At 45.3% G+C, this 14,121-nt stretch carries 13 protein-coding genes and 1 tRNA gene; 1 reads left to right on the plus strand and 13 read right to left on the minus strand.

The window, feature by feature from the left end; genetic code table 11:
• Positions 1–160 precede the first annotated feature (160 nt).
• From MKY44_RS23775 to MKY44_RS23830, 12 genes are all read right to left on the minus strand, one after another.
• Positions 161–1,744 (minus strand): peptide chain release factor 3, encoded by a 1,584-nt coding sequence (locus MKY44_RS23775; RefSeq protein ID WP_074096423.1) that lies wholly within the window; start codon positions 1,742–1,744, stop codon positions 161–163.
• A gap of 350 nt (positions 1,745–2,094) precedes the next feature.
• Positions 2,095–2,493, minus strand: a complete 399-nt coding sequence (locus tag MKY44_RS23780) for a DoxX family protein (protein WP_026081473.1) — start codon at positions 2,491–2,493, stop codon at positions 2,095–2,097.
• Positions 2,494–2,882: 389 nt separating this feature from the next.
• Entirely contained in the window at positions 2,883–4,433 is a 1,551-nt protein-coding gene (gene zwf, locus MKY44_RS23785; RefSeq protein ID WP_341008866.1) for a glucose-6-phosphate dehydrogenase, read from the minus strand.
• 215 nt (positions 4,434–4,648) lie between these two features.
• Complete coding sequence (locus tag MKY44_RS23790) at positions 4,649–5,398, minus strand: YwmB family TATA-box binding protein (protein WP_341008867.1); 750 nt, start codon at positions 5,396–5,398, stop codon at positions 4,649–4,651.
• A gap of 449 nt (positions 5,399–5,847) precedes the next feature.
• Complete coding sequence (locus MKY44_RS23795; protein WP_091020933.1) at positions 5,848–6,516, minus strand: response regulator transcription factor; 669 nt, start codon at positions 6,514–6,516, stop codon at positions 5,848–5,850.
• Positions 6,458–7,573, minus strand: a complete 1,116-nt coding sequence (locus tag MKY44_RS23800; protein ID WP_341008868.1) for a sensor histidine kinase — start codon at positions 7,571–7,573, stop codon at positions 6,458–6,460. Before MKY44_RS23800 ends, MKY44_RS23795 begins: the two co-directional genes overlap by 59 nt.
• 31 nt (positions 7,574–7,604) lie before the next feature.
• The gene (gene liaF / locus MKY44_RS23805) at positions 7,605–8,252 is read right to left on the minus strand and encodes a cell wall-active antibiotics response protein LiaF (RefSeq protein WP_036605686.1); all 648 of its coding nucleotides are present in this window, start codon (positions 8,250–8,252) and stop codon (positions 7,605–7,607) included.
• A 149-nt stretch (positions 8,253–8,401) separates the two neighbouring features.
• Entirely contained in the window at positions 8,402–9,109 is a 708-nt protein-coding gene (locus MKY44_RS23810; protein WP_017692315.1) for a PspA/IM30 family protein, read from the minus strand.
• A 1-nt stretch (position 9,110) separates the two neighbouring features.
• Positions 9,111–9,620, minus strand: coding sequence for a PspC domain-containing protein (locus MKY44_RS23815; RefSeq protein ID WP_017692314.1), 510 nt, complete (start codon positions 9,618–9,620; stop codon positions 9,111–9,113).
• Positions 9,621–9,637: 17 nt separating this feature from the next.
• Positions 9,638–9,871 (minus strand): PspC domain-containing protein, encoded by a 234-nt coding sequence (locus tag MKY44_RS23820; protein WP_017692313.1) that lies wholly within the window; start codon positions 9,869–9,871, stop codon positions 9,638–9,640.
• 5 nt (positions 9,872–9,876) lie between these two features.
• A complete protein-coding gene (locus MKY44_RS23825; protein WP_017692312.1) occupies positions 9,877–10,548 on the minus strand; it encodes a PspA/IM30 family protein in 672 nt (223 codons plus the stop codon).
• Between the two features lie 35 nt (positions 10,549–10,583).
• The gene (locus tag MKY44_RS23830) at positions 10,584–10,892 is read right to left on the minus strand and encodes a LiaF transmembrane domain-containing protein (RefSeq protein ID WP_017692311.1); all 309 of its coding nucleotides are present in this window, start codon (positions 10,890–10,892) and stop codon (positions 10,584–10,586) included.
• Between the two features lie 557 nt (positions 10,893–11,449).
• Between MKY44_RS23830 and MKY44_RS23835 the strand changes: the two genes are divergently transcribed.
• Positions 11,450–13,840: a helix-turn-helix domain-containing protein gene (locus MKY44_RS23835; RefSeq protein ID WP_341008869.1), complete on the plus strand. Its 2,391-nt coding sequence runs from the start codon at positions 11,450–11,452 to the stop codon at positions 13,838–13,840.
• A 56-nt stretch (positions 13,841–13,896) separates the two neighbouring features.
• Here the strand turns inward: MKY44_RS23835 and MKY44_RS23840 are convergent.
• Positions 13,897–13,978, minus strand: a tRNA-Asn gene (locus tag MKY44_RS23840).
• Positions 13,979–14,121: the final 143 nt, after the last annotated feature.

Here is a 14,121-nt window from a genome sequence, read left to right on the forward strand (position 1 = left end):
TCGGCTGGATCATACCCGCCTCCATGTAAGGTGTATAGCAATAGATCCCTCCGCCAATCGGCGGAGGGATCTTATTTTTAACAAGCTCTATCTCATCACATGAACTTGTCACGTTCAACTAAGCCTTCAATGATTCCCCCGAGGAATACGTCGGCCTTACTTAAGGCGCAGTCTCCAGGAATTGAGCTGTAGGATTTTTATCCATAGCCGTTCTCATTGCATACTCATTTTCGAAGAGCACTACATAATTTCCTTTTTTATCTTTTACAAGCGCAGAGTTAATCCGGAATTTGCTTGGGTCCAGATTCTCGTCCACGATCCAGCGAGCGAACTGATAAGGCATGCGCTGCAATTGAACATCTACCCCATACTCGCCTTTCATCCGGTATTCAAATACCTCGAATTGAAGTTGACCAATTACGCCGAGGATTGTCTCGTCGAAACTTGCCGTCTGGAACACCTGAATGGTTCCTTCCTCCGTCAACTGATCAATTCCCTTTTGGTACTGTTTATGTTTCAATGCATTTTTCACGGTAACTTTGGCGAAAATCTCTGGTGAGAACGTTGGCAACTCCTCAAAGACAATCTCGCTGCCTTGGCTCAGTGAATCGCCAATCCGGAAGATACCCGGATCGAACAAACCGATAATATCGCCAGCATATGCCTCTTCGACAATATCCCGGTCTTGTGCCAGGAATTGCTGTGGCTGTGACAGCTTGATTTCTTTGCCCACACGAGTATGCTTCACACTCATGCCACGTTGGAACTTGCCTGACACAATACGTAGGAACGCAATACGATCCCGGTGTGCCGGGTTCATGTTTGCCTGAATCTTGAACACATAACCGCTGAATTTCTCATTCGTTGGCTGAATCTCTCCTGCCGTACTGCGACGTGGTTCAGGCTTCGGTGCCAGTTCCAGGAAATTCTCCAAGAAGGTCTGTACACCGAAATTATTGATCGCACTACCGAAGAAAATAGGTGTCAATTCGCCGCGTTGAACTTTCTCCATGTCGAATTGGTCGCCCGCGATATCCAGCAACTCCAGATCCTGACACAATTGATCATGCAGGTATTCTCCTGCCATCTCACGGATAATCGGATCTTTGTAGCCATCTACCTTTTGTACTTTGATCGTGGAGTGATCGTCCCCTTGGAACAATTCCACCTGATTTTTCATCCGGTCGTAGACACCGCACAGCTCGCGACCTGTACCAATAGGCCAGTTCATCGGAACCGAACGAATACCCAGTACATTTTCAAGTTCTTCCATCAGGTCAAATGGGCTTTTACCCTCACGGTCGAGTTTGTTGATAAACGTAAAGATTGGAATGCCACGCTTCGCACATACCTGGAACAACTTGATCGTTTGTGCCTCGACACCTTTTGCCACGTCAATCAACATTACCGCGCTATCGGCAGCTGTCAGTGTACGATACGTATCTTCACTGAAGTCCTGGTGACCCGGTGTATCCAGAATGTTGACGCGATGATCCAGATAATCAAATTGCATTACGGAAGAGGTAACCGAGATCCCCCGTTGTTTCTCAATTTCCATCCAGTCACTTGTTGCGTGTTTGCTGGCTTTCCGAGCTTTTACCGTTCCCGCAAGGCGAATCGCGCCCCCGAACAGCAACAGTTTCTCGGTTAATGTAGTTTTACCCGCATCCGGGTGAGAGATAATGGCAAACGTCCGGCGTTTGTCCACTTCCTGTTGAAGAATATCATTTGCAGCTTTGCTCATAGGTTTAATCCCTTTCGTCCGTTCATTCACGTTAATCCGGCATGGCCGGTCCATCATTCAATCTTTATGCAATCCGGCGAGGCCGGTTGATTGTACACGAGTTTTTACGTACTAGGTATTTACACACTAGATTAATTTTACACATTTACAATGGAGTTCATCCTCCTCAAATCTGTGCTTTCATGCATACCGTGAACTGCTTCTTAACCCAACTCTCCTATTGTACCATAATCTGTACCGAAAATAACCGATTACTACCGCAGATTCTTCTCTTTTCACTTGCAAAAAAAGCACCCTTCAGCCATTTCCATGGCATCCAGGCACTCCTCATTCATTTTTATTTATCGGTTTTAGAAAATCAATGCATCCAGCGCGTATTGTCCGCCACCTGTCAATGCCAGCGCTACACCAATCACCAGAATCGCGAGATTATACTCGAATCCGTTCTGTGTGGACCAGTATCCGTTCGCGCCATGGACTTTCACAATCGCAATGACCATCGTCAATGCAATCAGAATGCCACCTACCGGTGTAAGCAGACCCAGGGCCAGCAGCAATCCGCCACCAAATTCCGCGAGTCCAGCCAGTAACGCCACCAATGCACCCGGCTTCATGCCCATCGACTCAAACCAGCCACCTGTACCCTTGATCCCGTAACCTCCGAACCAACCAAACAGCTTCTGAGCCCCGTGCGCCATGAACGACAATCCAATCACCAAACGAATCAACAACAACCCTAAGTCCAACATCATTTTCTTTTCCTCCATTCAATATATACAAAATAGTATTCTTAGATTAAAGATATTATGCTAAATTTTTTTCTTCATGATTCTCTGTGTCGCAAACCCCTTCAACTGGTTTACATTTTATCTCATGAATGATAACTTATCCGAAACGTTTGCCCGAATGAAGTTTGTCATTTGCGTAACTCTTTAACTCATGTGTTGAGTATAAGTTACACACTTACTTTTTGTCAACAACTTAATTTAAATTACTTATTTCCTTATGATGAATACCTACCTTTTCCCCGCTAAAAAGCCTGGGTACACCACAAAATTTGCGATTTCCCCAGGCTCAGTCATGTTGTGTATGTTGTTAATACTGTTGTTAATACTGTTGTTAATGCCCTTACCCTACCCTAACCATTCACTTGCCAGATCACGCTGTCCTCGTCCTGACCATTCACCGGCCACCAGTGGAATCCGTCCTGCTCCAGCAGCTTATCTGTCGCTTCTGGCCCCCATGTTCCAGCAGGGTACGTATGAAGCTCTCCCTGATTCTGTCCCCAGGCTGCTGCGATCCGATCCACAAAAGACCAGGCTGTTGCCACTTCATCCCAACGGGTAAAGTACGTAGAATCCCCCTCTGCGGCGTCGTGCAGCAGACGTTCGTACGCTTCAGGCGAGTTAATTCCAATCATGCAGCTCTGACAGAAATCCATCGCGAGTGGCTGAATCTCGGAATCCGAGCCTGGCTTCTTGGCATTGATTTTGATATATATGCCTTCCATCGGATTCACCCGAATAACCAGCAGGTTCGGTTCGAGCTTATACTTTTTCCCAAGGTACACGTTGTTTGGCATCGACTTGAACTCAACTACGATCTCGGTTGTTTTCACCGGAAGACGCTTGCCTGTCCGAATGTAGAATGGGACACCTGCCCAGCGGAAATTATCCACGAATACACGTGCTGCAAAATAAGTCTCCGTATTCGACTGCGGATCAACCTTGTCTTCCTGGCGGTACCCCGGAAGCTGCTTGCCACGGTACTCCCCTTCGGAATACTGTCCCCGCACAACGTTGTTGCTCACTTCTTCATCTGAAGTAAAGGCCCGCAATGAACGCAGTACCTTCACCTTCTCATCCCGAATGTCCTCCGGGAACAGGCGACTCGGTGGTTCCATCGCAATCATCGTCAGCATCTGAAGCATATGGTTTTGCCCCATATCACGCAGTGCGCCAGAGTGATCATAATAACCGCCACGTTCTTCCACGCCTACCGTCTCACCCAGCGTAATCTGAACGTTGGCAATATGTTTGTTATTCCAGAGCGGTTCAAAAAAAGCATTTCCAAACCGAATCACTTCAATATTTTGCACCATTTCCTTGCCCAGATAATGATCAATCCGATAGATTTCCTCTTCACGGAATACCTCACGAATCTGCTCATTCAGATGTTCGGCCGATTGCAGATCATAACCAAATGGTTTTTCGATCACCAAACGGTTCCACCCCTGACTTTCCAACATACCGCCGTCCCGCAAACTGTACGAGACACTGCCAAACAGCTCAGGTGCCAGTGCCAGATAGAACAGCCGGTTCCCCGGCGTGTTAAACTTCGATTCCAGATGCTCCGTCTGCGCACGCAGCTCTTTAAATCCATCCACATTATTGATGTCCAGTGCTTTGTATTCAAAATGATCGACAAAAGCGTTCCACTCATCAGGTTCCCCCGCTGGATAACGGCAGAACTCTTTAATGGATTCATAGATGTCTTCCCGGAATTCTTCTGGGGACCTCGGACGACGTGCTACGCCAATAACCGCAAAGTCTTCGGCAAGCTTGCCTTCACGGTAAAGACTGTAGATAGCCGGAAACAGCTTCCGGCGGGCCAAATCACCCGTTGCTCCAAAAATGAAAAATACTGCGCCTGGTGTCTGTACTTCATCTTGTAACTGTTTTTCAACCATGGGCTCCTCTTTCTTCCGGGAAGATAACCTTCACGCTCTCCCCGAGCTATGTAATGGTGTTATATATGCACGACATACAACTGTCAATTACCAGCAAGTTCCTTCTTGGATGTGATGCCATTTTAGCATATCAACTGAACGGATGCACTATTTCAGGCTCATTTTTCTGATAAAGATTCTCAATATTGGGTCCCAATTCATGAAAAATCCATCCCTTAGTATTCAATCGTAATCACCGGAAACCCCACTGTAATTCGATTATCGACCTCGTCCCCAACCTGGTGAACTGCGAGTTGCATATTCAACATGTGCGAGCCACTCTTGATTGACAAGGGCAGCTCAGCCGCCTTATAAGAGACACTTGCAGTGCCTGCATCTGTATAACGTTCAACTGAGGCAATATCCACCTTTGTGGACAGCTGTTCTTCGATCAGTTCCAGTTGCTGATTCGCAACATGTTCAGTAGCAGTAACTGCTGTACCTTGCACAGACATATTCCAGGTTGCCTTCATCCCTGAGTCTACAAGCAGTTGATCGACCTGTTCATGTAATGTCATTAATGTATTCCGATCTGTGTGTGCATCCCCTGAGAGTTGTACGATGGCATAGTAACCATTGTCACCTGTATCGACGACATTGACTAACAAGCCTACACCTCCATTAGCCATATCGTCAACCACTTCACTGCGGTACACATCATGGCCCGTCTGGCGTACCTGTACCGGTTGTTCCAGTCCCAAGTGACCAGCCAGTAACGCTGCCTGTGCTTGTGCATCTCCCTTGCCTTCTCCTTGCCATTTAATCACCAGACGATCCACATTATCAATCACGCTGTCAGCCGTATAGATTAACTGTTCCAGTTGGGCAGCTTTGGATTCGTTCTTCTCTGCGTATACCTGTGTCACACCAATAAGAATTATGATAGCTATTGCCAAGATACCTGCTGTCATCCATCGATTTAACATTTGAATCCCCCCGCTTCTTTCTTGCATTCTATGAATCTATCAACAGCATGCCCCTTTCCCACATTAGCTATACTTCTTCTGCACACAACAAAAAAGCCCCACCCGCCACATTCATGGCAGATCAGAGCTTTCCATTCATACTTATAGAGGTTGTTCAAAAAGTCCGCTTTTGATTACGAAGGGTGCCTAACGGCATCATCAACATCGAATATGGAATTCGGCCGAAATAAGTAGGGGCTTACGAAGAATGTTTCCTTTGGATACATTGCGGTTGCTCACTTAGCTCGATCTACGCTCCGCTACTCCATTTCTAGCTTTATCCCATCTTCTTCGTACTGAAAACCGACCTTTTAGAACACACACTTATATATAAATCATCTCTTATCTATAACTTCCGCACATTAATGCACGGCTCTTTGGCTTAATGATGTCATTGCATATAATCCTGCTTACTCTGCAAGTCCGTTTTTATAAGCATAGATCGCGGCCTGTGTACGGTCGTCTACGCCCAATTTTGCCAGTAGGTTTGTAACATGGAATTTAACTGTCTTGATACCAATGATCAGATCATCAGCGATGTCCTGATTCGATTTGCCTTTGGCGAGCAACCGGAGCACATCCATTTCACGGTCTGTCAATTCATCATGCAAAGGAGCTGCTGCCTGTGGCTGCCGGAAGCGATTCATCATTTTCGAAGCCACCTGTGACTCCAGAACGGATTGCCCGCGAGCGGCTGCGCGAATCGCATCTGCCACTTCATTGGCTCTTGATGTTTTCAACAGATAACTGAATGCGCCTGCTTCAATGACAGGATACATTTTTTCATCATCCAGGTAACTGGTCAATACGATGACTTTGCACTCCGGATACATTTTAAGTACCTGACGAGTAGCCTCAATGCCATCCATTCCTTCCATAACCAGGTCCATCAGAACAACATCAGGCTTATATTCCTGTGCAAGCCGAATGCCTTCCTCTCCACTACCTGCTTCACCAACAACTTCAATACCATCTTCGGTATCCAGTACCGCTGCAAGACCAATACGTACCATCTCATGATCATCCACGAGCAATACTTTGATCGACGTTTCCGTCTCCGTTTCGACTTCCGGTTCCATTGACATGTTCTTCCTCGCTTTCATCGTTCATCAAAGGTATCGTGATCTCAATCCGCGTTCCCTTACCAGGCGCTGTTACAAATTGTATGGCCCCGCCAATCTCCGTAACACGTTCACGCATGTTAGCCAGACCGTAGGAAGCCTGTTTATTCTCATCAAGATCAAAGCCTTGCCCATCATCACGAATCAATACCCGGATCGCATCAGTACGGCGCTGGATCCGTATCTCCATTTTTTCCGCTTTTGCATGCCGTAACGTATTGGACATAGCCTCCTGAACGATTCGAAACAGATGATTCTCGATTCCTTTGATCAGATCAATGTCTTCGTCCATTTCGAGCACAATATCCATGGGCACTTTTGTTTTCAGTTCCATCACCAGATCACGCAGACCTTGTTCGAGATGTTTACCCTCCAGATAGACTGGCCGCAGATGTAACAGTAACGCACGCATCTCGGACTGGGCTACCGAAGCCATCTCCTCAATCAAAGCCACCTGCCTCTGAGCACGTTCAAAATCCTTCTCCATCTTCCGTCCAACGGCTGTTGCTGTCATGGATATCGCGAACAATTGCTGCGATACCGCATCATGCAGTTCCCGTGCCAAACGTTGCCGCTCTTCCACAATAGCCGTAATTCTGGCTTGTTCAGCAAGCTGTGCATTATGAGTAGACAATCGCTGGAGCGAAGATATCTGATCTTCCCACTTTTTGCCGATTCGTCCGAGTTGCTCACTTAAACGGCCCACATCATCATCGCCCAGATCAGGTACAGTGCGTGATAGAGAGCCCTTCTCCCACAGTAGAAGTGTTTCCCGCAGCAGTTCAAGTCGGCGTTTAACCCGGTAACTCTGATAGAACCCAAAGACCGCACCGATTCCAATCAGAAGCAGCAATAAGGCCAGACCCGATTGAATCAGATGCCGCCAGCCTGTAAACGGAGCAAGATAACCATATGTATACAATACATACAAAATAACAGCGAACACAATGAAAACCAGGAGGATCCCTTCACCCATACTTCGGGTTACCATGTCGGTATGTCGTTTTGTCTTCATCGGGGTCTCCTCCTTCTCTTCATCTATTTTACTACGGATTACTGATGTTTAGGTCGCCAACAATATAAGAAATGACAAATTTTGCTTTATGTTCACTGGATTCATATCCAGGCGTTCTCCATACTAATTTGTTCATCATGCCGCTATCTTGTTCTCCAAGAAGATTAATCCGGCCGAAAAGAACCGATGCTTCAATCTCCACACCATAATCTTCTGGTAGTGTAAGGCGAACATTACCCATAACTCCTTGCAGCAGCACAATTGTTTGTTTCTCCTCCGGAATCGAAAGTGATAGATCCGCGTTAACCTCACCTATGGCATGCCACAGACTCATACTACGTAACGTCCAGGATGATTGATCCCAGTAGTACCGAGCCATGAAATTCTGTTTCTTCATAACGCCTTCGTCTAGATGAATCTTTTTGTTTTTCGAATAAAAGTAAGCTAAAGAAGCCAGTACAATCAAAAATACAATCATTAAATTATCCAGCAATAACAGGGCCGCACCAATGCCAAGATACCGATGACCTTTGCGGGTATCCCCATTGCGGACTTGAAGCATTCCAACCGTTAACAGAATCAGTGCGGCAGCGGTCAGGAAGTTAATATTGTCATTCAATAACATCATTGTGCCAATAATCATAATGACAACTGCAAGCCATTTACTCTTTTGATTCATCCCGCCGCACCTCCTCTGTAAGTTAATCTCTCTTTATTCAACGGAAAAGCCATACCAGGCAATGAAGTCCTGTATGGCTTAACTTTTGTTCTACCAACCGTACATTATACACGATTTATAGAATATCATATTGTCCACTAAGCGAACAGTTATTCTTTTGAAGTTCCGTTCGCTTCATTCTTGGAACCATTGCCCATTTTATTTTTGAGGGCTTGTAATTGCTGATCCACTTTGAACTGTTTTTCCACATCTACAGGATTCGTGTACGTGGATGATGTGTTGCGATAAGGTGCACGAGCTACGTCAGCTTCAGCTTCCAGCTGCATGATTTTCTCTTCCATGCGGTGGAATCCAAGTGATGCCCCGCCACTTTCGATCGAATGCAAGCTGTTGATGGAAGACATTTGTTTTTTGGCTTTTGCCATTTGTGCACGGGATACAAGTTCATTACGTTTGTTACGCATTTTGTAGAACTCATCTTTCATATCATGCAACTGTTGCAACAGATCTTTTGCTTGTGCTTCGGACTGTGCATGCAGTTCGCTGTACTCCGTAATTTTTTGATCAAAGTAGATTTTCTCTTCCAACAATTTGCGTGCCACTTCTTCCTGACCGTTAGACAGAGCAGCTTCTGCTTGGGACTCACGTTGTACCGAAGTACGCTCCGCTTCATCCAAACGTTGTTTCATGCGGCGCTCATTTGCCATTTGTTTAGCAACAGTTACCTCTGCCTCATGAATCTCAGCCTCCATATCACGCAAGTACTGGTTCAACATTACAATTGGGTCTTCTACCTTATCCAACATATCATTTACCGATGCTTTCGTCATATCCTTAATCCGTTTAAATACTCCCATTTTACTTTTCTCCCTTCTCGTAACGAGATAATTTTTGGCGAAGCTCTTCAACTTCTTTTTTCAGTGCTTTTTTCTCGATATCTTTCATCATGGAATCAAGTTCACTTTCTTGCGGTGCTCCTGCTCCGTAGGCGTTGTTGTCATAAGAACGGGGACCTGATTGAGGTCTGCCGTTGAATCCAGGGCCGGGACCGAAGTTACCAGGACCTTGTTGGTTGTGATTATTTTGAAAAGGACCTCTTGGTGGCTGATGATCATAGTTGTCGTATCCTCTGCCAGGACCAGGGCCTTGGCCCGGACCGTAGCCATATGGATCATAAGGCGGATACGGTTCTTTTGGTACCACCAGTGCTGCAATAAAGTATATTAACAACGACGTGCCGCCAGTTACGAAGATACTGATAACAAAGATGATACGCAGCAGTGTGGAATCCATTCCGATGGTTTCGGAAATTCCGCCGCACAAGCCGGTTAACATCCGGTCACGCGTTGAGCGGTATAATTTGCTCATGTGCTTGCTCCTTTCGTTTACTTGTATCCTCTTACGTTGGAATCATAAGCATATGGATCAACGTGATTGGATTCCTTTGGTACCACCAACGCAGCGATGAAGTAGATCAACAATGATGTACCTCCCGTAGCGAAAATACTGATGAAGAAAATGATACGTAGCAGCGTGGTACTCAATCCGAGATTTTCAGAAATGCCACCGATCAAACCTGTTAGCATTCGATTACGCGCCGAGCGGTATAATTTACTCATTGTGACTACTCCTTTCTGTCATTGTTCAATTTTTGTCTTAAGCGTTCCAGTTCCTTATCCAACGTAGAGGATGACATGCTGCCAGTCACTCCTGAACCATCTTGATTCATCCGCCGGATATCGCGGAGACTTTGTGCTTCATATTCGAGATCAGAGACTTGATCATCCAGTCGGTTAAACATACGGGGTACATTCTGACCGTTGTGATTGCCTCTCTGGTTCATACGTTGCTGTAACTGAATCGTCTGCATACGAGCGTAGTAATATTGGCGTTTGCTGTATACGTTCTGATATTCAACCTTCAGCTGGTCGATCTGTTCATCCAGCTCCTGTAATGCCGCATAACTTTGTGCATACAATTCATTGTACTGTTCCATTTTTTCCTCGTGGAGGATTTTCTCCTGCAAGGCCAGCTTAGCAAGATGTTCTTCCCCTGCTTTCAGAGCCATGGATGCCTGTTCTTCCCGTTTGTTCACCATACCTGCTGCCTGATCGGCTTGTTGTTTCATTTGTCTGGTATGGCTTGCATATTGATGACGAAGTTTCTCGGCTTCACCGATGTCTTGGCGGGTCGAGACCAGGAACTGATCAATCAGTTTGACTGGGTCCTGACTTTGCTCCAAATGTTCGTTCAGATTGGCTACGGTAATATCCCGCATTCGACGAAATACACTCATTATGTTCTGTCCCTCCTTTTCATAATCGTGAAAGTTTAGTACCGACCACGACGACTGCGGTTATTGCTTAGCATTGAGATACCAAAGATGATTAACCCGATCGCGATGATCGGTCCGATCAACCATGCCAGTTTACCCATCAGTGAGATGATACCGATGATGAGAACAATCCAGCCAAGCATCACATTCCCTCGTTTGACTCCGTAGTATCCCAGTGCAATCATCAGGACTGGAATCAGATAACCCATTAAGTGTCCAAGAAGTGGAGTTAACTTTCCGAAGAGGAGTAGTGCACCCAGCGCGATCAATACAATCGCCCAGCCATTTCCCTTATTCAATCTCATAATTGTTGTTCACCGCCCTTTCCATTCGTTCCTTTTAATGTGTTGAGTCATTTGTTCGTTTGTTTCTTGTTTTTTGTTTCCGTGTTTCTTGTTTAACCTTATGTCCTTATTCTAGGGGATTCCGCGACTTTTCAAAACAGACCGTGGACGGTTTTTCATCCTAGACTCAGGTCGGGGATCTAGTTGGACCTTTGACTGTCCCTATATAAGACCAACGTTCCACCTAAACTGAATAGCACTCCAAGATACCTTCTATTACCCGTATACAAGCTCTACTTCACCAGATATCACCAGGTAGAAAGAATGACGTCCATGTCTCTATTTACGTTCACACTGCAATTTCGTTTCTCATGATTCCATATTGGATAGTCAGTCCAAGCCGTTACTCTAGCCTTTTCTGCAAAATCATCTATCAGCAATCCCTTATCTCTACTTCTATACCCTCTTGTGAAATTACTTATTTATCCAAATAAACAAAATTTAGATTGTTCTATATGTAAGCGTTTACTAAAATAGAAAGTGTTACTATTTCTAATGTCAGGGGTGGAACTGAAACTGTGCGACCAATCAGCTATCTCCATAAAATGATCATCTTCGGAATCCTGTTAAGCACCCTGCCCATTTTGTTAACGGGAATTGCCGCATTTATCTATTCATCAAACCAAACTGAGCTGCATCGTACGCAGGCCAACAGACAGTTGCTGGAACAAATGCAATCCAACGTAGAGCACAAACTCGCTACAGTCAGTTATATGCTTGATCAGGCCGTTCGCTCTCCAGTAACCCTTCGTTCCCTGTCTGCTTCTTCTTCACGTCAAGGAAAAGGACCATTACTTGCCGATAAGCTGCAAAGCGAGTTTCAGAATATGAGGTCGTGGGAACCTTTGTTGGATATCACGTTGGTGAATCAATCTCAGAATTGGCTTATTGATCATGCCGGATTATATCGTAATACGGATTTTCCATTGGCTCTTCCCATGAAGGAATTGATATCGGATACGCTAACCTCTGGATGGCAACTCTCCCCTTCATCGGTGTTCAGTAATGATGAGCGTTCACCAGGTACAGGCTGTATCTATCATATTGCCCTTGCGAGATCTATTCCGAATCTGAATACGTCTTCCGATGCTGCCCTGATTGCGGGAATCCCTGCATGCTCTTTGCAAAACACACTAGGAGAAGCCTCCTTAGGCAATGCTGCCTCAGGACTGATCATTTTGAATCGGGAACAACGTATCTTGGTCCATCCCGATCCTGTATACATTGGACAACCGTTGTCTGCCATTGGATTGCAGGATAGGGATACGGAAGCCAACATAACCAAACTATCACCCATCACATTTTCAACAGGCTTTGAAAAACGGGAAGTTAAGATCGCCGATACACATTATTCTCTGACGTATAGCCCTTCTACCTTAAAAGGATGGACTTATGTTCTAATCTCACCTACCAATATTCTGACACAAGAATATATCGATATCGGATTGCACACCTTGTATATCAGTATCTTCTTACTTTTACTTTCATTATTACTCGCATGGCTCGGCTCCAAGCGAATGCATGTCCCGATTCGTAAACTTTTAACTCAACTTGGTGACAACCACCTGTCCAAAGAAGGAAACACCGTAGCTCAGCAATCACCACCATTTTCTGATGAGTTCGAACAGATCAGAGCAGGGGTCTCACAATTATCTGCCTCTCGCTCCCAATTAGAGAACACACTTAATGTGCATCTATTGCAGATTCGCAATCATTTTATGATGAATCTGTTCCAAGGTAAGATCCCTGTTCATACTCTTCATGACACCCTGAATGAATATGGCTACACGCATCAGGTTCGGGAATGGCAACAAATTGCTGTTATTACACTACAGGCCGATCTCGTTAATCATACAAAATATAGAGCTAGTGATCGTGACCTCTTATTATTCGCTATTCAAAATATATTGGAGGAAACGGTTGTGCATAACCAACAATTGCTTCCCATTGTGCTGGAACATACGGTAGTCACGGTGATTGGGACCGTGGAACAGGATCAGTTTGTTTTTTCACAGCAGCTATATGTATTAACAGACCAGTTACAACAACAGATGGATAAGATTCTAACTCTTCAAGTCAGTATAGGATTCAGCCAGCCACACAGCTCTCTATATCACATCCCTCAAGCTTATACAGAAGCCATGGTAGCATTGAGGCATCGGATGAAGCTGGGAACAGGCATTATTTTTCAATATGAGAACATAGATCATTACGCTCCCACTTGGTCCATGACCTACCCGGAATCATTGGAATATTCGTTGATCCAAGCTATTCAAAGTGCGGACGAAGTCCAGGCCTCTGCTCTTTTGCAACAACTGCTTGAAGTGATCTTTGGTATGGAGGTTACACCCGAGGAGTATGAGGTGGCTCTTACGAGGCTACTCACACATATTTTGCAAATGACTCAGGAATCTGGCATACGACTCGGACAGATCTCCCAAGGTCGTGGCTCGATGTTTCATGAACTTCATAGTTTGCAGTACGCCGCTGAAGTTGAGGAGTGGTTTAACCATCAAGTCATCTTGCCCGTCATTCAGGTTTTTAAAGCGAGACAATATGCCCAGTATCAGCATATATCTGAGAAAATGATTGCCATGATTCATCAAGATTATGATAAGGATCTGACACTTGAAGAATGTGCTGTTAAGCTTCACTACAATGCCAACTACTTAAGTAGTGTTTTCCGCAAAGAGACAGGCTGTGCATTTAGTGAATATCTGACCAAGTACCGATTTAATATCGCTAAAAAATGGCTGGACGAAAGTGATCTAACCGTTAAAGATATCGCAGCACGACTTCGGTACAACAATCCGCAAAACTTTATCCGATCATTTCGTAAATGGGAAGGAATCACCCCTGGCCAGTACAGGGAGCGTAAGCAGAAAGCAGAAGTATCGAACAAAAATTAGACAAGGAGCACGATTGTAAGTCGTACTCCTTCAGCCAGCTCGGCCACCTATCCGTATGGCTCCCCGAACAGGGATAGGGCTCGGACCTGTGACAACTCGATTAACCGTGGAGTGCTCTACCAACTGAAATATCAGGGAATATGCTTCAGAGATCATTCTCTGAAAACGAGGGTCTGGTTCAAAGTGGTCGATGAATTAGTGGCTTCAAAAAAGAGGGAGCACATAACCTGCTCCCTTCACTTACACCTTCACTTCTGCAATCTTAACTTCATATGTTTCAA

This window comes from Paenibacillus sp. FSL R7-0026 (genome assembly GCF_038004485.1).
GTDB lineage: Bacteria > Bacillota > Bacilli > Paenibacillales > Paenibacillaceae > Paenibacillus > Paenibacillus xylanexedens_A.

What these genes read in the sequence shown, in the direction of transcription:
- MKY44_RS23830 (WP_017692311.1), bottom strand. Translation starts at nt 10,892, where the DNA reads ATGAGATTGAATAAGGGAAATGGCTGGGCGATTGTATTGATCGCGCTG.
- MKY44_RS23775 (WP_074096423.1), bottom strand. Translation starts at nt 1,744, where the DNA reads ATGAGCAAAGCTGCAAATGATATTCTTCAACAGGAAGTGGACAAACGC.
- MKY44_RS23795 (WP_091020933.1), bottom strand. Translation starts at nt 6,516, where the DNA reads ATGGAACCGGAAGTCGAAACGGAGACGGAAACGTCGATCAAAGTATTG.
- MKY44_RS23780 (WP_026081473.1), bottom strand. Translation starts at nt 2,493, where the DNA reads ATGTTGGACTTAGGGTTGTTGTTGATTCGTTTGGTGATTGGATTGTCG.
- MKY44_RS23815 (WP_017692314.1), bottom strand. Translation starts at nt 9,620, where the DNA reads ATGAGCAAATTATACCGCTCAACGCGTGACCGGATGTTAACCGGCTTG.
- MKY44_RS23810 (WP_017692315.1), bottom strand. Translation starts at nt 9,109, where the DNA reads ATGGGAGTATTTAAACGGATTAAGGATATGACGAAAGCATCGGTAAAT.
- MKY44_RS23825 (WP_017692312.1), bottom strand. Translation starts at nt 10,548, where the DNA reads ATGAGTGTATTTCGTCGAATGCGGGATATTACCGTAGCCAATCTGAAC.
- liaF (WP_036605686.1), bottom strand. Translation starts at nt 8,252, where the DNA reads ATGAATCAAAAGAGTAAATGGCTTGCAGTTGTCATTATGATTATTGGC.
- MKY44_RS23790 (WP_341008867.1), bottom strand. Translation starts at nt 5,398, where the DNA reads ATGTTAAATCGATGGATGACAGCAGGTATCTTGGCAATAGCTATCATA.
- zwf (WP_341008866.1), bottom strand. Translation starts at nt 4,433, where the DNA reads ATGGTTGAAAAACAGTTACAAGATGAAGTACAGACACCAGGCGCAGTA.
- MKY44_RS23800 (WP_341008868.1), bottom strand. Translation starts at nt 7,573, where the DNA reads ATGAAGACAAAACGACATACCGACATGGTAACCCGAAGTATGGGTGAA.
- MKY44_RS23820 (WP_017692313.1), bottom strand. Translation starts at nt 9,871, where the DNA reads ATGAGTAAATTATACCGCTCGGCGCGTAATCGAATGCTAACAGGTTTG.